Below are 24,597 nucleotides of genomic sequence, written 5' to 3' on the forward strand. Positions count from 1 at the left end.
AGCATGCCATGCCGGGAGCGGGCCACGGGCAGCGGGTCACAGCTCCGCCCGGCCCGCTCCCTCGACCTGCTTGCGCACCTGCTCCGGCGTCAGATAGGCGTCGGTGTACTCGAAGTCCTTGAGCTTCGCGGGCTTGCGGGCCTGGAAACCGGTGCGCACGAAGTCGTCGCCGGCGACCGCGTTCAGCAGCCAGTTGGTCGCCACCCGGGCCTTGGCCACACCCGTGCGCAGCGCCGACCAGTGGTACCCGCGGGCCACCGCCTGGGCGGGCACGCCGTGCAGTTCGATGCCGAGGGGCTTGGACACCGCGTCGGTGCCGCCGAGGTCGACGACCAGGCCGAGGTCCTTGTGGACGTACGGCCGCATCGGCTGGTTGCGCAGGGAGGCGATGAGGTTCTCGGCGACGTGCCGGCCCTGCCGCATGGCGTGCTGGGCGGTGGGCGGGCAGACGGCGCCCTCCTGGCCCTTGGCGAGGTCGGGCACGGCCGCGGAGTCGCCGAGCGCGAACACCCCGTCGTGGTTGGGCAGGCACATCTCGGCGGTGACGGCGAGACGTCCCCGGACGGTCTCCGCGCCGAGCGTGGCGATCAGCGGGCTCGCGACCACGCCGGCGGTCCAGATCAGGGTGCGGGTGGGCACCACCCGGCCGTCGGTGAAGGTGACCTCCTCCGGCCCGGCCTTCTCGATGGACACGCCCAGCGAGACCTCGATGCCGCGCCGCGTCAGCACCTCCTGCGCGCTCCGCCCGAGCTTCTCGCCCAGCTCGGGCATGAGCTTCGGCGCGATGTCGATCAGGTGCCACTTGATCAGGGCCGGGTCCAGGCGCGGGTAGCGCTTGACTGCCGCGTGCGTGAGCCGCTGGAGGCAGGCCGCGGTCTCGGTGCCCGCGTATCCGCCGCCGACCACCACGAACTGCAGGCGGGAGGCGCGCTCGGCCGGATCCTGGCTGGCGTCGGCGAGGTCGAGCTGCGAGATGACGTGGTCGCGGATGTAGGCGGCCTCCGCGAGCGTCTTCATGCCGAACGCGTGGTCCGTGAGCCCGGGGATGTCGAAGGTACGGGTGATGCTGCCGGGGGCCAGCACGATGTAGTCGTAGGGTTCGTTGACGATCTCGCCGGTGATGGTCCGCACCACGCAGACCTTCGCCTTGAGGTCCACCCCGATGGCCCCGCCCGGGATGATCCGGGTGCGGTACCTGCTGCTGCGGCGCAGGGACAGCGCGATCGACTGCGGCGTCAGCACGCCCGAGGCGACCTGGGGCAGCAGCGGCAGATAGAGCTGATAGGCGAAGGGCGTCACCAGGGTGACGTCGGCCTCGTGGGGGGACAGCCTGCGCTCGAGACGGCGGACGCACTCCACGCCGGCGAAACCTGCGCCGACCACCAGGATCCTGGGTCGTGTCACGGTGTTCATCCCTTTCTGCGGCTCCGGGCGGTCAGCCGCGAACGCCATTCGCCTGCCCCTGGATCGCTGCTTCGCACCTCGTCGATCCCATCGCGTCGGCGGCGGTTCGGCGAGCCGGGAGCGCCAGGCAGGCGAAACACCCTGTGCACCACCATGCCCCGGCCGGGACCTGACCGCACCGGGCGGACGTGAACGGCCGGCAACGGGTGCGCGGGGGAGTGGTGACGGCGCCGGTTCAGCCGGAGCCGTCGAGGTGGCACAGCAGCAGGCACACGTCGTCGTCGCGCTCGGAGTCGCTGAGCAGCGGCCGCAGGATGCCGTCCGCCGAACCCTCCAGGTCCGTGTCCAGCTGCTCGGGGGAGAAGGACCCCAGGGCCTCGGCCAGCCGCTCGATGCCCGGGTCTATGCCCCGGGCCCGCCGCTCCACCAGGCCGTCCGTGTACAGCGCCAGCGTCGAACCCGGCGCGAGCAGTTCCGTGTGGTCGGCGATCTCCTGCTCCAGCGGGATGCCGAGCATCGCTCCCGGTTTGGCGTCCAGCGTGCGCACTCGGCCGTCCGGGGTACGCAGCACCGGAGGCGGATGACCGGCCGCCGCCCATGTCATCGTCGGGTCGTCGGGGTGGAAGCGCGCGATGACGGCCGTGGCGAACAGGTCCGGCTGGAGGTGGTGCAGGAACGTGTGCAGCCGGGTCAGCAGCCGGCCCGGGCTGCCGCCGTCGACCGCGTAGGCCCGCAGCGCCGTCCGCAGCTGGCTCATCATCACGGCCGCCCGCAGACCGTGCCCGGTCACGTCGCCGACCACGACGATCACCCCACCGTCGGGCTGGCGGAACGCGTCGTACCAGTCACCGCCGATGTTCAGTCCGTGCGTGGCCGGCAGGTAGCGCGCGGCCAGGCCGAGGCCGGGCGGCGCCGGAAGCTCGGTCAGCAGGGCCCGCTGCAGGGTCTCGGCGATGTCGCGGTTGTGCTGGTAGCGCTGGGCGTGGTCGATCGCGATGGCGGCCCGCCGGGTGAGCTCGATCAGCATCACGGCGTCGTCGGGGTCCCACTGCTCCCCGGGCTGGGTGAGCGTCAGCACCCCGAGGGCCGACCCCCGGGTCGGCAGCGGGATGCACAGCAGGGGGCGGTCCGGGTCCAGCGCCGACGGCGGCTGGTCGTCGACGCCCGGCAGGCCTCCCGGCCGCGCGGCGGCGTACTGCGGCCGTCCGGTGCGGGCCGCGGCCACAGCCGCGGAGGCGTGCACCGGGGGCCGGTTCCGGTCGCCCTCCTGGTCGAAGATCCAGACGTCGACGCCGGAGGCGTACTCGGGCACGAGCAGGTCCGGCAGGCGGCGCACGATCTCGTGGTGGTCGAGCGAGGCGTTGAGCACCGCGCTCGCGTCCGCCAGGAACGTCAGTCTGCGACGGGCGTTCTCCGCCTCGGTGCGAGCCTTGCGCTCGGCGGCGAACGCCTCCCGCTGGGCCCGTCCGGCGGCGTCCAGCTCGGCGTGCAGCGCCACGACGCCCTGGTTCGTCTGCTGGAGCTCCTCCCGGTGGAAGGCGACGAGGGCCTCCTGCTCGCCGAGCCGGTCCAGCACCAGCGCCGTGTCCTCGTCGGCGCCCAGCAGGGCCTCCGCCAGCGCGGCGGGGTCGTCCGCCACGGTGCCCTCGCCGACGGCCGGGACCGCCTCGGGACGGGGCACCGTCATCCGCCACGGCGGCTCCCCGTCGGCCGCGGCCTCACGCGCCGGCGTCACGACAGCGATCAGCACGCCCTGCCCGGCGTCCGGCGTCCCGGCGGGCGCCGTGGCCGCCTCCAGGGTCAGCCGCCAGGTGCCGCCCTTGGTCAGGCACTGCCGCAGCCGCGTGCTCAGCGAGGCCGCCAGCCGCGTGCGCTCCAGCGGCGGCACACCGTAGGCCGCGGCCAGCCGGGCGGTGGCGATCCGGGCCCGGGCGGCGTCGGTGACGCCGGTGATCTGCCAGGTACGGGTCATGGGCGGTCCGGCGGGGTCGAGGTCAGGACGGCGACGGCGGTGTCGTCCCGCACCGGGCGGGCGGAACTGCTGGCGTCACGGATCGTCACGGCAGCCGTCACGGCCGGGTCGACGTCCGGGGCACAGGCGTCGGGCGAGGGCGTCCAGCGGCTCGGCAGGCCGTCGCTGTGCAGGATCAGCACCCGGTCGTCCGCCCACTCCCGCTCCTCGTCGCGCACCCTCGTCGGCCGGTGGGTGCCGACGATGCCGGGCTGGGACACCAGCGCCCGCCAGGTGCCGCCCGCGCAGAGCCGGGCGCCGATGTTGCCGATGCCGGCGAACCTGAGCCGCCCGGCCCGCGTGTCGACCTGGGCGAGGGCGACGGCCGCGCCGCGGGTGCCGGCCAGGGCCGCGTCCAGGCGCTTCAGCGCCTCGGAGGGCACCAGGTGGGCGGCGCCGCGCAGCGCCTCCACCGCGGCCGACGAGGCCCGGGCCGCCTCGGGGCCGTGCCCCAGCCCGTCGGCCAGCATGAGCGTCACGCGGTCCTCGGTGCGCACCCAGGCCCAGGCGTCGCCCGAGTAGTCGGCGCCCGCGAACGGCACGTTCACGCCACCGGCCCGTACGCCCGCCACCGGGTCCTTCCCGACGGCACGGGCCCGGGGCGCGCCGCCGATCCGGGCGAGCGCCACGGTGCCCCGGCCCGGGACGCTGTGGACCTCGAAGTCGTCGGCGAGGCGCGCACAGGTGCCCAGGCCCGCGCCGAGCGACGCCGTGGTGGTGAAACCGTCGCTCAGCGCGGTGGGCACGTCGGCGATGCCCGGACCGTGGTCGACCGTCGTGATCTGCACGGCCCTGGCCTCGTCCCGGCCGGCCGTGAGGACGGGCGGGGCCACCACGTCGATGAGGACCTGACCGCCTCCGGCGTGCTTGAGCAGGTTGGTGGCCAGCTCGGTCGCCACCAGCGCCGCGGAGGCGGTGCACTGCTCGTCCAGCCCGGCCAGGGCCGCCGCGTGCTCGGCGGCCACCCGGGCGTCGCGCACCCGGGTCGAGTCGTGCACGGGTACGTCCCACACGCGGGGCATCAGGCCTCCTCTCGGGGGCGCGGCGGACGGCCCACCCAGGACGTCACCCGCACGGTGGTCCCGGTGCCCGGCGCGCTGTCGATGGCGAACTCGTGCACCAGGCGCCGGGCACCGCCCAGCCCCATGCCGAGTCCGTCACCGGAGGTGAAACCGTCGCTGAGGGCCTGCTCCACGTCGGCGATGCCGGGACCTTCGTCGCTGAAGGTGAGCCGGAGGCCCCGCGTGCCGCCCTGGGTGAGGGTCTCCGTGTCCATTGTTCCGCCGCCGCCGTACACGAGCGTGTTGCGGGCCAGTTCGCTGGCCGCAGTGACCAGCTTGGTCTGGTCCACCAGCCCGAAACCGAGCTGGGCGGCGGCCTGCCGCACGTGCTGACGCACCCACACCAGATCCAAGTCCGACTGGATCGGCAGGCGGGCCTGAGCGCCCGCGGCAGTGTGCATCACGGACTCTCCTGGCGCAGTCCGCCGAAGCGGGCCGACGGTGCCTGCCCCGCGAGGAGGTCCATCGCCGCCTCGGTACTGAGCGCGGTGTGCACCCGCGGCAGCAGCAGACCCAGTTCCACCAGGGTGATGGCGACCGCCGGCCGCATGCCGACCACGACGGTGCGCGCGGCCAGCAGACCGGTCTGCCCGGCGATCTCGGCCAGCACCCGGCCCAGGAACGAGTCGACGATCTCCACGCCGGAGATGTCGATGATCACGCCGGTGGCCCCGGTGCGCACGATCGTCTCGGCGAGGTCCTCCTGGAGCCGCTGCGCCGTGCTGTCGTACAGGTCCCCCTGGAGGGTGACCAGCAGGACTTCACCCAGCCGCAGGACCGGTACATGACCCGTCGCGGGACCCGCGTGGGGCCCGGGGAAAGCCTCGTTCACCGCGCGACCGGACCGTTCGTGACGGGGTTCACGATGCCGACGCCGAGCTGGTGCAGCACGTAGCCCAGCGCGTCGGCGAGGCTCGCCCGGGTCACCACCGTGCCCAGGTCCAGGCCGAGGTGGACCATCGTCTGCGCGATCGCGGGCCGGATGCCGGAGACGATGCACTCGGCACCCATCAGGCGGGCCGCGGCGACCGTCTTCATCAGGTGCTGGGCCACCAGTGAGTCGACCGTCGGCACCCCGGTGATGTCCAGGATCGCGTAGCGCGCCTGCTGCTCGACGATGGACTCCAGCAGGGTCTCCATGACTACCTGGCTGCGGGCGCTGTCCAGCGTCCCGATCAGCGGCACGGCCACGATGCCGTCCCACAGCTTGATGACGGGCGTGGCCACCTCCAGCAGCTGCAGCCGCTGCCGGTCGATCAGCGCCTGCCCCTCGCTCAGCGCCGTCTGCATGACCACCACCCGCAGGGTGCCCAGCAGGACGCTCAGCGTGGTGACACAGTCCCTCACGTGCTCGGCCGGGGCGTCCGGGAGGTCGGCGAGCAGCAGCTTCTCGACCGGCGGTCGCAGGGCGGCCAGCTCGCTCGACACCTGGGCCGTGCTCAGTCCGGCGCGGGAACGGGCCGCCCCCATCCTCGCCAACTGCTCGCGCACCGTGGTGAACCCAGCGGCGTCCGGGTCCTCCACCCGGGAGGCGTCCGCGACTTGGGCCAGGGCGTCCACCACGGACTTCCCCGCCTCGACCGCCTCGTCCCGCGAAACCGTGAACACCGCCCGGAACAAGGGCTCGTCGGCCCATCGCTGGGCGATCTGCTCACGGTGACGCCGCAGGAAATCCCTGACCTCCCGCGTCGCCGACCCGGCCGTTCCCTCCGCCTGCTCCGGCACTTGCTCCACTCCTCATCCGCGCTGCGCCGTACCGACCCCTCGGGCAACGTGACGGCGACGTGACTCTGCCGGGCGACAACTGTATCCACCCGTCCACCTCGTACGACACCTGCTCCCGCACGAGCGGCCCGGATGAGCGGCGGGGCGTGCCGGCTCAGGCTTCCGGGACCTCCGGACCGCCCGGCTGTCGGTCGACGCGGGCGAGGGCCTCCTCGACGCTGTCGGACACCGGCACGGTGATGCTCACACCGGTCAGGTCGAGGATGCGCAGCACCGCCGGCGCGGGCGAGATGATGTGCACGCTGCCCGGCAGGTCGCGTGCCTCCTGGTAGACCCGGAGGATGATGTTCATCCCGGAGGAGTCCATGAACGGGACGTCCGACAGGTCCAGCAGGAAGTGCCGGCGGCCGTGGTGCAGCTGGTTGGCCAGGTGGTGCTGGAACTCGGTCGCCGTGTCGACGTCCAGGTAGCCCTCCACCTTGAGCAGCGCGACGTCCTCCCGGGGCAGCGTCACCTCGACGGACAGCGGGTTCTGGGCAATGGGCACGTGTACCTCCAACGATCCTGACGGCCAGGGGCTGGGCCACCCCCGTGAGCGACTGCGCAGTCCGCGGACGAGGGGCACGTCCGGTGAGCGAAATCCCCACCGTGCGCCATGCCCCTCGTCCGCGAACACCGCTCACCGCGCCCGGCGTCTACCCCCGAATCCCAGGAGCACACATCACCCCACCCGGATGCCCACGAGACATGTGTCGTCGTCCGTGTCCGACCTGCTGTAGGTGAGCAGACGGTCCAGGTGCTGGTCCAGGGACCTGGGGCTGAGACGGGCACTGCTCAGCAGGTGCGTCAGCGACTCCTCCACCGAGCGGTCACGGCGCTCGATCAGGCCGTCGGTGTACATCAGCAGCGTGTCCTCGGCGGCCAGTTGCACCTCGTCCTCCTCGTACACGGCCTCCGCCACCGCGCCCAGCAGCATGCCCCGCACCAGCGGCAGGGGCTGCGCCTCCGGCCCCCTCACCAGCACCGGCGGCAGATGCCCCGCGCGGGCCCAGCGCAGCGTGCGCCGGGCCGGGTCGTACAGGCCGCACACCGCGGTCGCCGTGACCCCGCCCGTCAGATGGTGCACCACGATGTTCAGCCAGGACAGCAGTTGCCCCGGCCCCGCGCCCGTCACGGCCAGTCCGCGCAGCGCGTTGCGCAGCACGACCATGCTCGTCGCGGCCTCTATGCCGTGCCCGGCCACGTCCCCCACGCACAGCAGCACCATGCGGTTCGGCAGCATCACCGCGTCGTACCAGTCGCCGCCGACCAGCTGCTCCGTCTCCGCCGGGCGGTATCGGACGGCCACCTGGAGGTCCGGCACCTTGAGCGGCGTATGGGCGGGCGGCATGATGGCGTGCTGCAGCTGAAGGGTCAGCCGGGCGCGTTCGACGGCCTGCTGCTCGGTGTGCGCGAGCTGGTCGCGGGTCGCGGCGAGTGCCACCTCCGTCCAGTGCTGGGCCGAGATGTCCTGGTACGCGCCGCGCACGACGAGGAGGCGGTCGTCGGTGTCCAGGACGGGTTCGGCCACCACCCGCACGTGCCGGGTCACGCCGTCCGGCCGTTGCAGCCGGAACGCCGCCGACGCCGGCCTGCGGTGGTGCAGCAGCGTGCGCAGGAACCGGCCGATGGGGACGGCGTCGTCCGGGTGGGCGTGGGCGGCCAGCTCCTCAAGCGGCACCGGCGTACTCGTCTGCGGACGCCCGTACAGGTCGAAGAGCTGTCCGTTCCAGGTGATCTCGCCGGTCAGCAGGTTCTCCTCGAAACCGCCGATGCGCCCGAGGCGCTGGGCGTGCTGGAGGAGGCTGGCCAGCCGGGCCGTCTCGTCCTCGATGCGCCAGATGAGCAGGACGGCGTTGCCGTGCCGGCTGATGCTGATGTCCGCGATCGCCGACAGCGGCACCTGGTCGACCAGCGCGGTCAGGTTCATCCGCCGGGCCCGGAACGACTCGCCGGTGGCGTACACCCGCTCCACGCTCCGGAACAGCTCGCTGTCCCCGGCGGCCATCGGATAGGCCTCCAGCAGCAGGGCGCCGCCCACGACGGCCCGCGGCCGTCCGGCGGGGTCCAGGAAGCGGTTGTTCACGTGCTGGATGCGGAAGTCCGCCAGGTGCCCGGCGGCGTCCAGGTGCGGCACCAGGACCAGGGCTGGGTCGTGCAGCCCGTCCGCCAGGTCCATCAGCTCCGCCGCGTCGGGCAGCACCCGCGGCTCCGGCCCGGCGCCGTTCGGCGGCGTGTACGTCTCCAGCGTGTGCGCGCACAGCTCCGCCAGGGCCTCCACCTGGCGCACCACCTGGGGCGGCTGCTCGGGCAGGGGCTGCGGCCAGGCGATCTCCAGCACGCCGTGGATGCGTCCTCCCGTACCGGCGGGCACGGCGGCCCGGCCGCCGTCCGGGTACTGGTGCCGGCCCACGCTGGGCAGCCCGGTCTCCGCCAGCGAGGTGATCCACTGGCCCGCCCGCTCGGTCAGGCCGCGCCGCGCCACCGTCGCCACGTCCGGCGGCACGTAGCGCCAGCGGGTGGCCTCCGCGGCCGAGAAGCCCGCGCTGCCGGCCAACGTGAGCGAGCCGTCGGAGCCGGCCGCCCAGATGGCCACGGCCACCGCGCCGAGCGGGCGCAGCGCCTGCTCCAGCAGGGCGTCGGCGACGGCCTGGGTGTCGTCCGCGGCCAGCGCGCCGCTCTCGGCCGCCCGCAACCGCACGGCCGCGGAGTCGGCGGACTGCTGGTCGGCCTGCTCGGCCTTCTCCGCCTCGGCCGCGGCGGTGGCGGCGAGGAACGCGTCCGTGACCTCCGACATCCGGTCCCGGGCGGCCTGGTTGATGACGTCGACCGCGAACTCCAGCGGCGTCACCTGGGACTGCTCGGCGAGCTCGGCGAGCTGCCGGGCGGCCTGCGCCGGACCGCAGCCGAGCCGGGCCACCAGCACGCCCTTGGCCAGCTCGATCAGGGCCCGGCCCTCGGCCTCCGCCTGGGCGGCCCGCACCTCGCGGCTGAGCCGGTCCACGGTGGCCGCGAGCCTGCCCACGGGCGACAGCGGGGACATGCGGCGCAGGTCGCCGGGGCCGTCGGCCGCGGCGGACCGCGACGGCTCGGACCCCGGGGTCCGAGCCGCGGACGTACCGCGCGGCTCGGCGCCGGGCTCGGGCGGCTGCTCGGAGATACTCACGGTCGGGTCACTCCTCGGCTGGAGGCCGCCACGGGGCGCGACGGGACGCGTCGCACGCCGCCCGGCCCACCGGTGTACGGGACGGGGACCGGCGCGCTCATGCGGGCAGCCAACGGCGGACACAGGCGATGAGGTCCTGCGTGTCGACCGGCTTGGTGACGTAGTCGCTGGCGCCCGAGGCGATGCTCTTCTCCCGGTCGCCCGGCATGGCCTTCGCCGTCACCGCGATGATCGGCAGTTCCGCGTACTGGGGCATGCGGCGGATCTCGGCGGTCGCCGTGTAGCCGTCCATCTCCGGCATCATCACGTCCATCAGGACCAGGGCGACCTCCGGGTGGGCCATCAGGGTCTCGATGCCCCGGCGCCCGTTCTCCGCGTGCAGGACCCGGAGGCCGTGCAGCTCCAGGATGCCGCTGAGCGCGAAGAGGTTGCGGGCGTCGTCGTCCACGACCAGGACGGTGCGGCCCGAGGGCGCGTCGTCCACCGGCAGCGGCGCCAGACGCTGCGGCTCCTCGGCGCGGACCAGGGACAGCACGTCGCCGGGCTCCTCGGCGGCCAGATGCAGCGCGATGCGCTCCCGCAGCTCGTCGAGGCTGGACAGGAACTCCAGCGCCCCGCCCGCGGGACCGGAGCGCAGGCTCTGCTCCAGCGCCGCGTCCGCGCGGTGCCCGCTGTGCACGAGCACCGGCACGCTCGCCAGCGCCGAGTCGCCGCGCAGAGCCTCCAGGAAGCGGGACGCCTCGGAGTCCGGCATGCCCAGCTCCAGGACCACGCAGTGGCACGGGTCGGCCGCCAGCGCGCCGGCCGCCTCCTGTGCGCCCACGGCGGTGATGACGTCGAGCGGCGGCCTGCCCCCCGCGTCGTCCCGCCCGTGCGACAGGTCCGCGACCACGCTCTCCGCGACCAGGGTCAGCAGACCGCGCGGCCGCTCCTCCACCACGAGCAGGCGCCGCGGACGCTGCCGGTGCCCGGTGGTCAGCTCGGGGACCGCGGCCGGACGCGCGAGCACGTCCGAGGGCGACTCGGCCGGCGCCTGTTCGGCGCCCCGGCCCAGCAACTCCTCGAAGTCGGGCCGTGCCACCGGCAGGAACAGCGTGAACGTGCTGCCCCGGTCGGGCGTGCTGTCCACCGACACCGCGCCGCCCAGCAGCTGGGCGATCTCCCGGGTGATGGACAGGCCGAGGCCGGTGCCCCCGTACTTGCGGCTCGTCGTGCCGTCGGCCTGCTGGAACGCCCCGAAGATCGACTCCAGGTTCTGCTCTGGGATGCCGATGCCCGTGTCCTTCACCCGGAACGCCACCACGGCACCGCCGCGGACCACGCCCTGCGGCACCTCGTCGTCCGGCGCCGGCTCGATGGCCAGCTCCACCCGGCCCCGCTCGGTGAACTTCACCGCGTTGGACAGCAGGTTGCGCAGCACCTGACGCAGCCGCGAGTCGTCGGTCAGCAGGTCCGCAGGCGCGCCGGCGGCCGTCGTCACCGTGAACTCCAGGCCCTTCTGCGTCGTCATCGGCCGGAAGGTCGCCTCGACGTACTCGATGAGCTGCCGCAGCGTCACCCGCTCCGGGGAGACGTCCATCTTCCCGGCCTCGACCTTCGACAGGTCCAGGATGTCGTTGATCAGCTGGAGCAGGTCCGAGCCCGCCGAGTGGATGATCCCGGCGTACTCGACCTGCTTCGGCGTGAGGTTGCGCGACGGGTTCTGCGCGAGCAGCTGAGCGAGGATCAGCAGACTGTTGAGCGGGGTGCGCAGCTCGTGGCTCATGTTCGCCAGGAACTCCGACTTGTACTTCGAGGCCAGCGACAGCTGCTGGGCGCGGGCCTCCAGCTCCTGCCTGGCCTGCTCGATCTGCAGGTTCTTCGCCTCGATGTCCCGGTTCTGGGTGACCAGCAGGGACGCCTTGTCCTCCAGCTCGGCGTTGGAGCGCTGGAGCTCCTCCTGCTGCACCTGCAGCTCGGTGGACCGGGCCTGCAGCTCGACCGTCAGGCGCTGCGACTCGGCGAGCAGCTCGTCGGTGCGGGCGTTGGCGACGATCGTGTTGACGTTGACGCCGATGGTCTCCATCAGCTGTTCCAGGAAGTCCCGGTGGATCGGCGTGAACGGGGTGACCGACGCCAGCTCGATCACACCGAGGACCTGGCCCTCGACGACGATCGGCACCAGCACCAGGGCGGTGGGCACCACCTGGCCGAGCCCCGAGGAGATGGTCACGTAGCCGGGCGGCAGCTCGTCCACCACGATGGTGCGGCGGCTGCGCGCGGTCTGGCCGACCAGCGTGCGGCCGAAGGCGATCCTGGTGGGCCGGTCCATGTCGTCCGGATAGCCGTAGGAGCCGACGAGCCGCAGCTCGGGCCCGTCCTCGCCGTCCTCGGCCAGGTAGAAGGCGCCGTACTGCGCCGACACGAGCGGCACCAGCTCGTCCATGATCAGTTCGGCGACGACGGGCAGGTCCCGGTGGCCCTGCATCAGGCCGGAGATGCGGGCGAGGTTGGTCTTGAGCCAGTCCTGCTCCTGGTTGGCCCGGGTGGTCTCGCGCAGGGACTGCACCATCGCGTTGATGTTGTCCTTGAGCTCGGCGACCTCGCCGGACGCCTCCACGTTGATCGAGCGGGTCAGGTCGCCCTCGGCGACGGCACTCGTCACCCCGGCGATCGCGCGGACCTGACGGGTGAGGTTGCCCGCCAGCTCGTTCACGTTCTCCGTGAGCCGCTTCCAGGTGCCCGAGACGCCCTCCACCTCGGCCTGTCCGCCGAGCCGGCCCTCGGTGCCGACCTCGCGGGCCACGCGGGTGACCTCGTCCGCGAACGCGGAGAGCTGGTCGACCATCGTGTTGATCGTCGTCTTGAGCTCGAGGATCTCGCCGCGCGCGTCGACGTCGATCTTCTTCGACAGGTCGCCCAGGGCCACCGCCGTCGTCACCAGCGCGATGTTGCGCACCTGGCCGGTGAGGTTGTTGGCCATCGAGTTGACGTTGTCGGTGAGGTCCTTCCAGGTGCCGGCGACGTTCGGCACGTGGGCCTGTCCGCCGAGCCGGCCCTCGGTGCCGACCTCGCGGGCCACGCGGGTGACCTCGTCGGCGAAGGCCGACAGCGTGTCGACCATCGTGTTGATGACCTCGGCCAGCGCGGCGATCTCGCCCTCGGCCTTGACGGTGATCCGCTGCGACAGGTCACCGCGGGCCACGGCGGTGGCGACCTGGGCGATGGAGCGGACCTGCCCCGTCAGGTTGGACGCCATCACGTTGACGTTGTCGGTGAGGTCCTTCCAGGTGCCGGACACGCCGCGCACCTGCGCCTGCCCGCCCAGGTTGCCGGCCGTGCCGACCTCGCGGGCGACGCGGGTGACCTCGTCGGCGAACGCGGAGAGCTGGTCGACCATCGTGTTGATGGTGTTCTTGAGCTCGAGGATCTCGCCGCGCGCGTCCACGGTGATCTTCTGGGAGAGGTCGCCCTTGGCCACCGCGGTCGCCACCTGGGCGACGTTGCGGACCTGGTTGGTCAGGTTGCCGGCCATGAAGTTCACCGAGTCGGTGAGGTCGCGCCACGTCCCCCTGACGCCCTGGACGTCCGCCTGGCCCCCGAGCCGCCCGTCGGTGCCGACCTCGCGGGCGACGCGGGTGACCTCGTCGGCGAAGGCGGAGAGCTGGTCGACCATCGTGTTGATGGTGTTCTTGAGCTCGAGGATCTCGCCGCGCGCGTCGACGTCGATCTTCTGCGACAGATCGCCCTTGGCCACGGCCGTGGCCACCTGCGCGATGTCGCGCACCTGGGTGGTCAGGTTGCCGGCCATGGCGTTGACCGAGTCCGTCAGATCGGCCCAGGTGCCCGAGACCCCCGGCACCCTGGCCTGTCCGCCGAGGGTGCCCTCGGTGCCGACCTCGCGGGCCACCCGGGTGACCTCGGAGGTGAACACGGACAGCTGGTCCACCATGCCGTTGAAGACCTTGGCGATGTCACCCAGCAGGCCGTCCGCCTCGTCCGGCAGGCGCGTGCCGAAGTCGCCGTCCCGCACGGCCGTCAGGCCGGCCAGGAGACGCCTCAACTCCTGATCGCCCGGGACCGTGTCCACGGTTCCGGCGCTGTCGCTGGTCATGCGCACCCTCGTTCCGCTCCCCAGGAGCCCTCGGCACCCGAGGACTCGGAACACCTCCGGACACGCCCGGCGGTCCGGTTCATTGTGCATTTCCGCAGTTCACGGATCTGCGAGATGAGAAAAATACGTAGAAGGCTAACCCAGGCGCGGCCCGGGCGACAAAGCGGGGCCCCTGCCGGACCCGGCAGGCACGACGCCGTCCGGCCGCATGCCCCGAATGCGGCGGCCCGGGCCGGGTATCAGCTGCTGTGGAGCCGGTCCGGCCTGCCCGCCCGGGGCATCCGCCGGGCCCGTCAATCGCCGATCCATGCGGAAGGGAAGGGCAGCGTGCCGACGGAAGACATCTGGTCGTACGCGGTGGGAAGCGGTCACACGGAGGGACAGGACCTCACGGGCTGCACCGTGCTCGCGAGCGACGGCACCGTCGGACACGTCGACCGGCAGGCCGACCCCGCCGGCATGCGGCACCTGGTCGTCGACACCGGCGTCTGGGTCTTCGGACGCAGTGTGCTCGTCCCCGTCGGCATGGTGCGGGGCATCGACGTCGAGGCCCGCACCGTCACCGTGGGGTGCACCAGGGCGGAGATCAAGGCCGCGCCCCGGTTCCGGACCGACAGCGAGACCATGGACCCGGAGTACCTGGCGGCCGTGGGCGACTACTATGACCGGTTGCCGCCGCGGGACACCACGGGAGACTGACCCGGCAAGCGACCGACCCGGCACAGTACGACCGCACGGCCGAAGCGAGCCAGGGACACCACAGACATGGATCAGACCGACGGAACGACCACGTCCGGCTCCGCCACCGCGCCGGGCGGCGCACCGGCGCGGGCCGACGTGACCACCGCGGCCGACGCGCGGGCGTACGCGGAGTCCGTGGTGCGCGCGCGATGGGACGGCGGCGGGCGCGGGGTGCGCGAGGAGGACGTCGTCGATCTGCTCCTCGTCGTGTCGGAGCTGGTCACCAATGCGATCCGGCACGGCGGCGGACTGGCCGGCTTCGACGCCCGGACCACCGGCGAGGGTGTGTGGATCGCTGTCCACGACAACAGTCGGGTGATACCGCCGGTGGTGCACGCGTTCCCCACCAGGCACCACGGCAGCGGCTACGGATGGCCGCTCGTCGCCCGGCTGGCGCGGGACATCGCCGTCGAGCTGCGCCCCGGGGGCGGCAAGACCATCAGCGCGATGGTCCCGCTGCGCCCTCCCGCCGCCTGAACCGGGACGCGTCACCAGGGCAGGAAGACGTGGATGTCCTTGCCCCGCCCGCCGGTGACGACGCTCACCTGGTCGGACAGGGTGTGGATCAGATGCCAGCCGATACCGCCGCCGCCGCTGTTCGGATGGAAGGGGCGCGGCGCGGGCTCCGTGGTGCTGGTGTCGTGCATCACCACGTGCACCCCGTCGAAGGTCCGGCGCATGCGCAGCTCGAAGGGCCCCGGGGCGTACTGCACCGCGTTGGCCGCCAGTTCCGTGACGACCAGCAGAATGTCGTCCCAGTGCTCGGGCGCCGAGGGCGGCGCCGACCGCGCCAGGTCGTAGAGGAACTCCTCCGCGACAAGGCGCGCACCGGTCACATTGTGCAGTTCCCCGGTGAAGCTGGCGGTGCGGCTCGTGATCTCCTCGGAAGCCAGTGTCCTGTCCCAACGCGACTCGGCTGCCATTTCGCCTTCCCGGCCCGGTGTCCGCCGGGCGTCGTACCTTCTCTCGCTTTCCCTTCGTTTGTTAGTTCCCGGGTCGGCGGACCCTACGCGCCCTGTGGTCCGGACAACGTCGCAGCGCACCGCGGGTGGCGGCCCCGTCACCCGAAGAAGACGTTGTCCGAGTCCTCCCAGCCCGCCGGCTCCTGCGCCGGCACCCTGGGCCGCCGCCGCGAGCGCGCCTCGTACATCGCGTCGATCTCCAGGGCGTAGGTCCGCACGATCTCGTCCCGCCGCAGTTTCATCGACGGAGTCAGCAGCCCGTTGCTCACGTCGAACGGTTCCGGCAGGACGCGGAAGACCCGGATGGACTCCGAGCGCGAGACGGCGCTGTTGGCCGCGGCGACGGCCCGGGCGACCTCCTCCCGCAGCGCGTTCTCCTCGCGCGCCTCGCGCGCCGACGCGTCGCCCGGCAGCGCCAGGGCCGCCCGCCAGTCGGCCAGGAACTCGGGATCGAGCGTGATCAGGGCACCGACGCAGGGGCGGTTGTCGCCGACGACCACCGCCTGGTGGACGAGCGGGTGCGTCCGCAACCGCTGCTCCAGGGCGGCCGGGGCCACGCTCTTGCCGCCGCTGGTGATGATGACGTCCTTCTTGCGGCCCGTGATCGCCAGGTAGTTCTCCTCGTCGAGGTGCCCGAGGTCCCCGGTGGCCAGCCACCCGCCGCGCAGTACCCGGCGGGTGGCCGCCTCGTCACCGACGTACCCCTGGAACAGCGACGGTCCGCGGACCAGGATCTCCCCGTCGTCGGCCACCCGGAACTCCACGCCCGGCAGGGGCTGCCCGACGGTCCCCGACTTCTCCCGGCCCAGCGGCTGCATCGTCAGCCCGCCGCTGGTCTCCGTCAGGCCGTATCCGTCGTGCACGTACACGCCGATGCCCTCGTAGAAGAGGGACAGGTCGCGGCTGAGCGGCGAACCGCCGGACGTGGCCCGCCGGACCCGGCCGCCCAGTGCCGACCGCAGCCGGCGGTACACCGTCCGTTCGTACAGCGCGTGCTGGAGCCGCAGATCGAAGCCGGGCCCCGGCCCCCTGCCGAGCCGCCGGCGCTCCAGCGCCGCGGCGAAGTCCCGTGCCGTGCCGGCGGCGCGCTCGAACAACGCGCCGCGGCCCCCCTGCTGGGCCGTGCGGAGGAAGGTCTTGTAGAGCTTCTCCAGGACCGAGGGGACGGCGTAGAGGTACGTCGGACGGAAGGAACGCAACGCCGACGACAGCGCCTCCTCGCTCGTCGCGGGCTCGTGGGCCATGAGTAGTCCGCCGCGGACGCACAGGCTCTGGATCATCAGCCCGTACACGTGGGAGAACGGAAGGAAGGCGAGGACCGCTCCCTGCTCCCCCTCGGGCGCCACCGTGTGGCCCCAGCCGGCGAGCAGCGTGTCGCACGGGGCGGCCAGGCTGCGGTGGCTCAGCGCGCAGCCCAGGGCCCGGCCCGAGGTGCCGGAGGTGTAGGCGACGACGGCGGTCGAGTCCGGCAGCACGATGCGGCGCATGGAGTCCACCGTCGCGTCCGGGATGAACTCGCCCCGCGCCACCAGCGCGGCCGGCGCTCCCGTGTCCAGTTGCCAGACGTGCCGCAGCGACGGCAGCGACGCGCACACCGAGCCGACGGTCATCACGCTCTGCTCGTCCTCGACCACCACGGCCACGCAGCCCGCGTCCCGCAGGATCCACTCGACCTGGTCGCGCGACGAGGTCGGGTAGATCGGGACGATCTCGGAACCCACCGTCCACAGGGCATAGCTGAAGACCGTCCACTCGTAGCGGGTGCGGGCGAGGATCGCCACGCGGTCGCCCGGCCGGATCCCGCACGCGATCAGCCCCTTGGCCAGCCCGACCACCTCGTCGCGGAACTCGACGGCCGTCACCTCCTCCCACACGGCGGAGGACGGGACGGGGCGGCGCGCGAGCATCGGCAGCGCGGGGGTGCGGGCCGCCGTCTCGAAGAGACTGTCGGCGAGCCCGCCGGTCAGGGGCGGCGGGGCGGCGGGGGGAGCGAGAGCGAGGTCGCGCATGCGCTGCTCCTGACATGTACGGAGGGTGACGTCGCCGACGGGCACCGTCATCGGCCGCTCGAATCTAGCCGAGGCGCGCACACCGGGGGGCCGGGACGGCAGAAGTGTTCCCGCGCGGTGATCCCGGCGGATCGGGGGACCCGTACGGCATGAGCTACACGAATCCCGATCCCGACCCGGAAAGCACCACCGGCCTGGAACCGGGCGGCGGCGTACCGCCCGGCGAGACCCCGCCGGCGGAGAGCAGCCTGCCCGAGGCGGGCCCGTTCGAAGTGCACAACCCACCGAAGGGCTGGGCCAAGGGACCGCTGATCCTGATCCTCGCCCTCGTGGTGCTGATGGCGGCCGGCTTCCTCGCCTACGCCCTCGCGCTGATCTTCTGAACGGTCACGGCCCGCCCCGTCAGGCCTTCTGGGTGCGTCGCACGCACTCGGTGACGACGTCCCGCAGGCTGCCGGTGCGCTCCAGCAACTCGCGCTGCACGCGGGCGCCGTTGCCGTGCCTCAGCAGGCCCTCGGCCAGTTCCTCGGCCCGCTCCAGATCGCCGGCGGCGGCCAGCGCCTCCCGTACGTGGTCCAGCAGGGCCCGGACCACCGTCTCGGCGGGCATGCGCCGCATCGTCGCGGGGTGCAGCAGTTCCTCCGTCAGTCCGGACCGGGCGGCCCGCCAGGCCGCCAGGCGCAGCAGGCTCACGCTGTGCCCGGCCGGCTCGACGCCCTCCCGCCACTCGCGGGCGGCCGTCTCGACCAGGGCGCGGGCCAGCGCCGCGATCAGCACGGCGGTGCTCGCGTCCAGGCAGACGTCCATGACCCGGAACTCGACCGTCGGGTACCGCCGGGACAGCCGGACGTCGAAGTAGATCATTCCCTCGTCGAGGATGGTGCCGGTGGCCACCATGTCCGCCACCCGCCGGTGGTAGTTCTCCGCGGACCCGAACAGCTCCGTCGGCCCGGCCGACGGCCAGCGCTGCCAGACCCGGCTGCGGTAGCTGCTGTACGCCGAGTCCTGGCCCTGCCAGTACGGGGAATTCGCGCTCAGGGCGGTGAGCACCGCCAGCCAGGGCCGCACCCGGTCGACGACCGCGACGCCCTCCTCGTCGGACTCCACCGAGACGTGCACGTGACAGCCGAGGACGAGCTGCTCCTGCACCACGACGCCGTACTGCTCCGCCATCCACCGGTAGCGGTGGTTCATGCTGACGGCGGGACTGACCGGCAGCGGGGAGGTGGCGAGCGCGGCGACGGCGCAGCCGATCCTTCCGGCGTGCAGCCCGGCCTCCTCACGGCAGCGGACGATCTCCGCGTGCAGGTCCTCCATGTCCGCCTGCGGGCGGGTGGCGAACTCGAGCATCTGCTCGTGCAGTTCCTTCTCGAAGACGTCCTGCTCCGCGTCGTCGCGGGAGGCCCGGGCGAGCACCGCGGCGGACAGTGCCCGCGGCTCACCGGACTCGGGGTCGACCAGGAGGAGCTCCTCCTCCACTCCGACAGTGCGCACCTGATGCCGCCTTTCCGGGACCTACGGGGTCACGACGGCCGGAGCGCCCGGGCCGTCGTCACCCCGGTTGCCCCCTCAAGGGGACCGAACACCTGGTGTCGCCGTGTCTCAGCCACCGAAGGGCGTCAGCCACACCGTGGCCAGGGGAGGCAGCGTGATCCGGAGGATGCCCTCCTCCGCCTTCACCGGGTCGGGGCCGGTCACGCCGCTGCCGCCGAACCGCTCGGCGTCGGTGTTGAGGACCTCCCGCCAGACGGCGACGTCGTCGCCGACGGCGAGCCCGTACTCGTGCCGGACCACGGGCGAGAAGTTCGACACCGCCAGCAGGGGGCTGCCCTCCCCGTCGAACCGCAGGAACGCGAAGACGTTGTCCTCGGCCGCGTCCACCGCGACCCAGCGGAAACCGGCCGGGTCGGTGTCGCGCTGCCACAGGGCCGGCGTCCGGCGGTAACGGGTGTTGAGCTCGCGCACCAGGTCCTGGATCCCGCGGTGGTCGCCCGCCGAGGCGTACCCCTCGTCGAGCAGCCACCACTCGGGGCCCTGCTTCTCCGACCACTCGGCACCCTGTGCGAACTCCTGGCCCATGAACAGCAGTTGCTTGCCGGGATGGGCCCACATGAAGCCGAGGTAGGCGCGGACGTTCGCGCGCCGCTGCCACCAGTCGCCCGGCATCTTCGACACCAGCGCCTGCTTGCCGTGCACGACCTCGTCGTGGGAGATCGGCAGCACGTAGTTCTCGCTGTAGGCGTACACCATCGAGAAGGTCATGTCGTGGTGGTGGTACTTGCGGTGCACCGGCTCGTGCGCGACGTACTCCAGCGAGTCGTGCATCCAGCCCATGTTCCACTTCAGCCCGAAGCCGAGCCCGCCGCCGTCGGTCGGACTGGTCACCCCGCCCCACGCGGTCGACTCCTCCGCGATGGTCACCACGCCGGGGCAGCGCCGGTAGACCGTCGCGTTCATCTCCTGCAGGAACGCCATGGCCGCCAGGTCCTCCCGGCCGCCGTACTGATTCGGCTCCCACTGCCCGGAGTCGCGCGAGTAGTCCAGGTACAGCATCGAGGCGACGGCGTCGACGCGCAGCCCGTCGATGTGGAACTCCTCGCACCAGTACACGGCGTTGGCTACGAGGAAGTTGCGCACCTCGGTGCGGGCGAAGTCGAAGGTGTACGTGCCCCAGTCGGGGTGCTCGGCGCGCCGGGAGTCCCCGGGCTCGTAGAGCGGGTCCCCGTCGAACCGCGCCAGCGCCCAGTCGTCCTTGGGGAAGTGCGCCGGCACCCAGTCCATGATCACGCCGATGCCCGCCGCGTGCAGGGCGTCGACCAGGTACCGGAAGTCGTCGGGCGAGCCGAGGCGCGCGGTCGGCGCGTAGAAGCCGGTGACCTGGTAGCCCCAGGACGGACCGTAGGGGTGCTCGGCGACCGGCATCAGCTCGACGTGGGTGAAGCCCAGGTCCTTGACGTACGCGGGCAGCGCGTCGGCCAGCTCGCGGTACGTCAGCCCCGGACGCCACGAGGGCAGGTGCACCTCGTACACCGAGAACGGCGCCTCGTGCACCGGGGTCGCGGACCGGGTCCGCATCCACTCCCGGTCGTTCCACTCATACCGGGACACCGTCACGACGGAGGCCGTGTCCGGCGGCTCCTCGGCCGCGCGCGCCATCGGGTCGGCCTTGAGGAACCGGTGCCCGTAGCGGGAGTGGATCTCGAACTTGTACCGGGTGCCCTCGCCGACCCCCGGCAGGAACAGCTCCCACACCCCCGACGAACCGAGCGAGCGCATCGGGAAGGCCGAGCCGTCCCAGTGGGTGAAGTCGGCGGCGACCCGCACGCCCTGTGCGTTCGGCGCCCACACCGTGAACCGGGTGCCGGCGACGCCCGCGTGGGTCATCGGCTCCGCGCCGAGCGCCCGCCACAGCTGCTCGTGCCGGCCCTCACGGATCAGGTGCAGGTCCAGCTCGCCGAGGGCGGGCAGAAACCGGTACGGGTCGTGCGTCTCCTGCTCGCCCTCCTCGTACGCCACGACGAGGGTGTACGCGGGGATCTCCGCGAGCGGCAGGACGCCGGAGAACAGGCCGTCCCCCTCCGACACCAGGGGGTGGCGCTCGCCGTCGACGACCACGCTCACCTCGCGGGCGAAGGGGCGCAGCGCCCGGAAGGCGATGCCGCCGGGCACCGGATGGGCGCCGAGCAGGGCGTGCGGGTCGTGGTGGGCGCCCGCCAGGAGGCGCCCTCGGTCGGTCGGGTCCAGCGGCGGAGCGGCCTCGCACCCACCGGGTGCGGGCGGGACGGGACCGGACGGCTCGGGGAGCGAGGTGTCGCGGAGGGCCACGGGTCAGTCTCCTCTCACGGCGAGTCGTTCGATCGCCGCCATGGGTACGGGAAGCCAGTCGGGGCGGTGCCGGGCCTCGTACAGCACCTCGTACACGGCCCTGTCGGTCTCGTAGGCGCGCAGCAGGCCGTGCTTCTTGCGGGGGTCCCACCCGGCCCGGGCGGCGTAACCCGCGCAGAAGGACTCCCGGCAGCGGCGCGCCCACTCGGGACGCCACGGGCGGCGCTGCCGGGCGGCGTAGTCGAAGGAGCGCAGCATGCCCGCGATGTCCCGGACGGGGGAGTGGGCGCTGCGCCGTTCGGCGAGCGGGCGGGACGGTTCGCCCTCGAAGTCGATGACGAACCAGTCCCGGCCGGCCCGCAGCACCTGCCCCAGATGCAGGTCGCCGTGGATGCGCTGGGCGGGCGGCCCCGAGTCGCAGGTGGTCAGCGCGGCGAAGGCCGCCCGCAGGCCGGGTACGAAGGGCCGCAGCGCGGGCACGCAGTGCGCGGCGGTGGTCAGCCGCTCGGTCATCGCCGCCGCCGTGCGGCCGTTCTCCCCGGGGGCGCCGGCCGGGAAGGCCGAGGCCAGGGCCAGGTGCACGTCGGCCATGGCCCGTCCCAGCTCGTGCGCCTGCGTGGTGAAGTCGTCCCCGGAGGACAGGGCCTCCAGGGCGAGGGTCCAGCCGTCGGAGGCGTCGTGGAGGAACGGCTGCAGCACACCGAGCGTCGCCTCGTACGGATGGGTGGTGGTCAGCCACGCCACCGGTGCGGGCACCCGCCCGCACCCCTGCCGGGCCAGCGCGCTCGGCACCTCCAGGTCGGGGTTGACCCCCGGCTGGATGCGCCGGAACACCTTGAGGATGTACTCGTCGCCGTACACCAGCGAGGAATTGGACTGCTCGGCGTCCAGGATGCGGGGTGCCAGCCCGCCCGGCACCGGACGGGACGGGTCGCACTCGAAACGCAGCGGCCCCGCCCGGCCGGGACTGCGCAGCCGCTCCAGGAGCAGTTGGGCCGTCCGGGGGTCGTGCAGCGCGTCGTACACCGTCCGGCCGGCCAAGGGGCCGCCCGGCACCTGCCCGATGAGCGCCCGTCCCAGGCGCGGCGACGGCCGCTCGCGCACACCGAGCAGCAGTTGGTAGCAGTCGCCGGCCGGGAGCGCCCCGCCGGGCGCGGGCACGGAGCCGTGCCCGGTGTGGACCAGGAGATGCAGGCAGCCCGGGAACAGCTCGGTCATGGACAGCAGGCCGAGTTCGGCCACGGGCCGGTCCTTGCCCGCGAACCAGCGCTGCCTGGGCAGCCACTCCCGCAGCAGCCCCCCGAGCGAGGCCATCGGCTCGGCGGGTTGCGCCGGTCTCGGGCGCAGGGGTGCGGTCTTCGGCATGGTGACGCGTCCTTTCCTCGGCCCACGCTCACACGCGGCGGCCGATGCGGGATGCGACTCGGGTGAGCCGGAACCAGTAGAAGCCGTGGCCCCCGAGGGTCAGCAGGTACGGCAGTTCACCGATGGCGGGGAAGCGGACCCCGCCGAACAGCTCGACCGGATGACGGCCGGCGAACTCGCGCAGGTCCAGCTCGGTGGGCTGGGCGAACCGGGAGAAGTTGTTCACGCACAGCACCAGGTCGTCCCCCTCTTCCCCATTCGGGGGGGCCTCGCGCAGGAAGGCCAGCACGGCTGGGTTGGACGAGGGCAGCTCGGTGTAACTGCCGAGGCCGAAGGCGGGATTCTGCTTGCGGATCTCGATCATGCGGCGGGTCCAGTGCAGCAGCGACGAGGGCGAGGCCATCGACGCCTCGACATTGGTCACCTGGTAGCCGTAGACCGGGTCCATGATCGTCGGCAGGTACAGCCGGCCCGGATCACACGTGGAGAAGCCGGCGTTGCGGTCCGGGGTCCACTGCATGGGCGTGCGCACCGCGTCGCGGTCGCCGAGCCAGATGTTGTCGCCCATGCCGATCTCGTCGCCGTAGTAGAGGATCGGCGACCCCGGGAGGGCGAGGAGCAGGGCGGTGAACAGCTCGATCTGGTCGCGGTCGTTGTCCAGCAGGGTGGCGAGCCGCCGGCGGATGCCGATGTTGGCGCGCATCCGCGGGTCCTTGGCGTACTCCGCGTACATGTAGTCGCGCTCCTCGTCGGTGACCATCTCGAGGGTCAGCTCGTCGTGGTTGCGCAGGAAGATGCCCCACTGGCAGCCCGACGGGATCGCCGGGGTCTTGGCCAGGACCTCGGAAACCGGGTAGCGGGACTCGCGGCGCACGGCCATGAAGATCCGCGGCATTACCGGGAAGTGGAACGCCATGTGGCACTCGTCGCCGCCGGAGGCGTAGTCGCCGAAGTAGTCGACGACGTCCTCCGGCCACTGGTTGGCCTCCGCCAGCAGCACGGTGTCCGGGTACTGCGCGTCGATCTCGCGCCGGACGCGCTTGAGGAACTCGTGACTGGCGGGCAGGTTCTCGCAGTTGGTGCCCTCCTCGGCGTACAGGTACGGCACGGCGTCCAGCCGGAACCCGTCGATGCCCAGGTCCAGCCAGAACTTCAGGGCGGCCAGCATCTCCTCCTGGACCGCCGGGTTCTCGTAGTTCAGGTCCGGCTGGTGGGAGAAGAAGCGGTGCCAGAAGTACTGCCCCCGGACCGGGTCGTAGGTCCAGTTGGAGGCCTCGGTGTCGACGAAGATGATGCGGGCGTCCGCGTACTGCGTGTCGTCGTCGGCCCAGACGTAGTAGTCGCCGTAGGGGCCATCGGGGTTCTTCCGGGACTCCTGGAACCACGGGTGTTGGTCGCTGGTGTGGTTCATGACGAAGTCGATGATCACGCGCATGCCGCGCTGGTGGGCGGCGTCGACGAACTCGACGAAGTCGGCCAGGTCGCCGAACTCGGGGAGCACGGCGGTGTAGTCGGAGACGTCGTATCCGCCGTCCTTCAGCGGTGACTTGAAGAACGGCGGCAGCCAGAGGCAGTCGACGCCGAGCCACTGCAGGTAGTCCAGTTTGGCGGTGAGGCCCTTGAGGTCACCGACGCCGTCGCCGTTGCTGTCCTGGAAGGAGCGGACGAGGACCTCGTAGAAGACGGCGCGCTTGAACCAGTCGGGGTCCAGGAGCTTGGCCGGCGTGTCCTCGAAGGTGTCCGGTACGGGCTCGTTGACGCTCATGAGGCTGCTGACCCTTCGTTCTGCGGCGCGGCGGCGGACGAGCGCTGGACGTGGAAGACGTGCGCGGGGGCCCGGCCGGGCTCGAGGCGCACGTAGTTCGTCCTGCCCCAGTGGTAGGTCTCACCCGTGAGCTCGTCGTGGAACGGCGCCGACTCGTGCCAGTCCAGCCCGAGTTGCGGCATGTCGAGCGAGACCGTGGCCTCCTGGGTGCGGTGGGGGTCGAGATTGACGACCGCCAGCACGACGTCGCTCCCCGCGCGCTTGCTGTACGCGATGAGGGCGTCGTTGTCGGTGCGGTGGAAACGCAGATTCCTGAGCCGGTGCAGCGCGGGATGGTCGCGGCGGATGGTGTTGAGGCGGGTGATGAGGGGGGCGATGGTGCGGCCCTCGCGCTGGGCGGTGTCCCAGTCGCGGGGTTTGAGCTGGTACTT

General features: G+C 72.6%; 18 protein-coding genes and 1 pseudogene. 3 read left to right on the top strand and 16 right to left on the bottom strand.

The features are described 5' to 3' along the window. Positions 1–36 precede the first annotated feature (36 nt). The 9 genes from ACFWJB_RS32475 to ACFWJB_RS32515 all read right to left on the bottom strand — a co-directional run bounded on the left by ACFWJB_RS32475 (position 37) and on the right by ACFWJB_RS32515 (position 13,499). A complete protein-coding gene (locus ACFWJB_RS32475; protein ID WP_385458439.1) occupies positions 37–1,413 on the bottom strand; it encodes an NAD(P)/FAD-dependent oxidoreductase in 1,377 nt (458 codons plus the stop codon). Positions 1,414–1,639: 226 nt separating this feature from the next. Then, on the bottom strand, positions 1,640–3,376 hold the full coding sequence (locus ACFWJB_RS32480; protein WP_386926714.1) for a PP2C family protein-serine/threonine phosphatase: 1,737 nt from the start codon (positions 3,374–3,376) through the stop codon (positions 1,640–1,642). Next, the gene (locus ACFWJB_RS32485; RefSeq protein WP_386926715.1) at positions 3,373–4,437 is read right to left on the bottom strand and encodes a SpoIIE family protein phosphatase; all 1,065 of its coding nucleotides are present in this window, start codon (positions 4,435–4,437) and stop codon (positions 3,373–3,375) included. Before ACFWJB_RS32485 ends, ACFWJB_RS32480 begins: the two co-directional genes overlap by 4 nt. Further along, complete coding sequence (locus ACFWJB_RS32490; RefSeq protein WP_385458519.1) at positions 4,437–4,877, bottom strand: anti-sigma regulatory factor; 441 nt, start codon at positions 4,875–4,877, stop codon at positions 4,437–4,439. The genes ACFWJB_RS32485 and ACFWJB_RS32490 overlap by 1 nt, the downstream gene beginning before the upstream one ends. Further along, positions 4,877–5,308 carry an STAS domain-containing protein gene (locus tag ACFWJB_RS32495; RefSeq protein WP_385458442.1) on the bottom strand — a complete coding sequence of 144 codons (432 nt, stop codon included), beginning with the start codon at positions 5,306–5,308 and terminating at the stop codon, positions 4,877–4,879. Before ACFWJB_RS32495 ends, ACFWJB_RS32490 begins: the two co-directional genes overlap by 1 nt. Continuing rightward, the gene (locus ACFWJB_RS32500) at positions 5,305–6,201 is read right to left on the bottom strand and encodes an STAS domain-containing protein (protein ID WP_385458443.1); all 897 of its coding nucleotides are present in this window, start codon (positions 6,199–6,201) and stop codon (positions 5,305–5,307) included. Before ACFWJB_RS32500 ends, ACFWJB_RS32495 begins: the two co-directional genes overlap by 4 nt. A 154-nt stretch (positions 6,202–6,355) precedes the next feature. Continuing rightward, positions 6,356–6,748, bottom strand: coding sequence for an STAS domain-containing protein (locus ACFWJB_RS32505; RefSeq protein ID WP_385458444.1), 393 nt, complete (start codon positions 6,746–6,748; stop codon positions 6,356–6,358). Between the two features lie 174 nt (positions 6,749–6,922). After that, a complete protein-coding gene (locus ACFWJB_RS32510) occupies positions 6,923–9,406 on the bottom strand; it encodes a SpoIIE family protein phosphatase (protein WP_386926723.1) in 2,484 nt (827 codons plus the stop codon). A gap of 97 nt (positions 9,407–9,503) precedes the next feature. Then, a complete protein-coding gene (locus ACFWJB_RS32515; RefSeq protein WP_386926725.1) occupies positions 9,504–13,499 on the bottom strand; it encodes a HAMP domain-containing protein in 3,996 nt (1,331 codons plus the stop codon). Positions 13,500–13,826: 327 nt separating this feature from the next. On the opposite strand from ACFWJB_RS32515, the gene ACFWJB_RS32520 reads away from it, so the two are divergent. After that, a complete protein-coding gene (locus ACFWJB_RS32520; RefSeq protein ID WP_385458448.1) occupies positions 13,827–14,198 on the top strand; it encodes a PRC-barrel domain containing protein in 372 nt (123 codons plus the stop codon). Between the two features lie 66 nt (positions 14,199–14,264). Continuing rightward, complete coding sequence (locus ACFWJB_RS32525; RefSeq protein ID WP_386926727.1) at positions 14,265–14,717, top strand: ATP-binding protein; 453 nt, start codon at positions 14,265–14,267, stop codon at positions 14,715–14,717. Between the two features lie 11 nt (positions 14,718–14,728). Here the strand turns inward: ACFWJB_RS32525 and ACFWJB_RS32530 are convergent, their stop codons facing one another. Next, positions 14,729–15,163: an ATP-binding protein gene (locus ACFWJB_RS32530; protein WP_385458450.1), complete on the bottom strand. Its 435-nt coding sequence runs from the start codon at positions 15,161–15,163 to the stop codon at positions 14,729–14,731. Positions 15,164–15,300: 137 nt separating this feature from the next. Continuing rightward, the gene (locus tag ACFWJB_RS32535) at positions 15,301–17,211 is read right to left on the bottom strand and encodes an AMP-dependent synthetase/ligase (RefSeq protein WP_386926729.1); all 1,911 of its coding nucleotides are present in this window, start codon (positions 17,209–17,211) and stop codon (positions 15,301–15,303) included. A gap of 149 nt (positions 17,212–17,360) precedes the next feature. Between ACFWJB_RS32535 and ACFWJB_RS32540 the strand changes: the two genes are divergently transcribed. Beyond that, positions 17,361–17,594 carry a DUF6480 family protein gene (locus ACFWJB_RS32540; RefSeq protein ID WP_385458452.1) on the top strand — a complete coding sequence of 78 codons (234 nt, stop codon included), beginning with the start codon at positions 17,361–17,363 and terminating at the stop codon, positions 17,592–17,594. 19 nt (positions 17,595–17,613) lie between these two features. Here the strand turns inward: ACFWJB_RS32540 and ACFWJB_RS32545 are convergent, their stop codons facing one another. From ACFWJB_RS32545 to ACFWJB_RS32565, 5 genes and pseudogenes are all read right to left on the bottom strand, one after another. Beyond that, positions 17,614–18,705: a glutamate--cysteine ligase gene (locus ACFWJB_RS32545; protein WP_385458453.1), complete on the bottom strand. Its 1,092-nt coding sequence runs from the start codon at positions 18,703–18,705 to the stop codon at positions 17,614–17,616. Between the two features lie 108 nt (positions 18,706–18,813). Then, positions 18,814–21,036: a 1,4-alpha-glucan branching enzyme gene (glgB, locus tag ACFWJB_RS32550; protein ID WP_386926732.1), complete on the bottom strand. Its 2,223-nt coding sequence runs from the start codon at positions 21,034–21,036 to the stop codon at positions 18,814–18,816. A 3-nt stretch (positions 21,037–21,039) separates the two neighbouring features. Further along, on the bottom strand, positions 21,040–22,401 hold the full coding sequence (locus ACFWJB_RS32555; RefSeq protein WP_385458455.1) for a maltokinase: 1,362 nt from the start codon (positions 22,399–22,401) through the stop codon (positions 21,040–21,042). 28 nt (positions 22,402–22,429) lie between these two features. After that, positions 22,430–24,166, bottom strand: a complete 1,737-nt coding sequence (gene treS / locus ACFWJB_RS32560; protein WP_386926734.1) for a maltose alpha-D-glucosyltransferase — start codon at positions 24,164–24,166, stop codon at positions 22,430–22,432. Further along, positions 24,163–24,597, bottom strand: a pseudogene (locus tag ACFWJB_RS32565) (alpha-1,4-glucan--maltose-1-phosphate maltosyltransferase); the annotation flags it as partial. The gene treS and the pseudogene ACFWJB_RS32565, both read right to left, overlap by 4 nt.

The organism is Streptomyces sp. NPDC127100 (assembly GCF_042724095.1).
Taxonomy (GTDB): domain Bacteria; phylum Actinomycetota; class Actinomycetes; order Streptomycetales; family Streptomycetaceae; genus Streptomyces.

What these genes read in the sequence shown, in the direction of transcription:
- ACFWJB_RS32485 (WP_386926715.1), bottom strand. Translation starts at nt 4,437, where the DNA reads ATGCCCCGCGTGTGGGACGTACCCGTGCACGACTCGACCCGGGTGCGC.
- ACFWJB_RS32540 (WP_385458452.1), top strand. Translation starts at nt 17,361, where the DNA reads ATGAGCTACACGAATCCCGATCCCGACCCGGAAAGCACCACCGGCCTG.
- ACFWJB_RS32555 (WP_385458455.1), bottom strand. Translation starts at nt 22,401, where the DNA reads ATGCCGAAGACCGCACCCCTGCGCCCGAGACCGGCGCAACCCGCCGAG.
- ACFWJB_RS32480 (WP_386926714.1), bottom strand. Translation starts at nt 3,376, where the DNA reads ATGACCCGTACCTGGCAGATCACCGGCGTCACCGACGCCGCCCGGGCC.
- ACFWJB_RS32490 (WP_385458519.1), bottom strand. Translation starts at nt 4,877, where the DNA reads ATGCACACTGCCGCGGGCGCTCAGGCCCGCCTGCCGATCCAGTCGGAC.
- ACFWJB_RS32515 (WP_386926725.1), bottom strand. Translation starts at nt 13,499, where the DNA reads ATGACCAGCGACAGCGCCGGAACCGTGGACACGGTCCCGGGCGATCAG.
- ACFWJB_RS32525 (WP_386926727.1), top strand. Translation starts at nt 14,265, where the DNA reads ATGGATCAGACCGACGGAACGACCACGTCCGGCTCCGCCACCGCGCCG.
- treS (WP_386926734.1), bottom strand. Translation starts at nt 24,166, where the DNA reads ATGAGCGTCAACGAGCCCGTACCGGACACCTTCGAGGACACGCCGGCC.
- ACFWJB_RS32530 (WP_385458450.1), bottom strand. Translation starts at nt 15,163, where the DNA reads ATGGCAGCCGAGTCGCGTTGGGACAGGACACTGGCTTCCGAGGAGATC.
- ACFWJB_RS32535 (WP_386926729.1), bottom strand. Translation starts at nt 17,211, where the DNA reads ATGCGCGACCTCGCTCTCGCTCCCCCCGCCGCCCCGCCGCCCCTGACC.
- ACFWJB_RS32475 (WP_385458439.1), bottom strand. Translation starts at nt 1,413, where the DNA reads ATGAACACCGTGACACGACCCAGGATCCTGGTGGTCGGCGCAGGTTTC.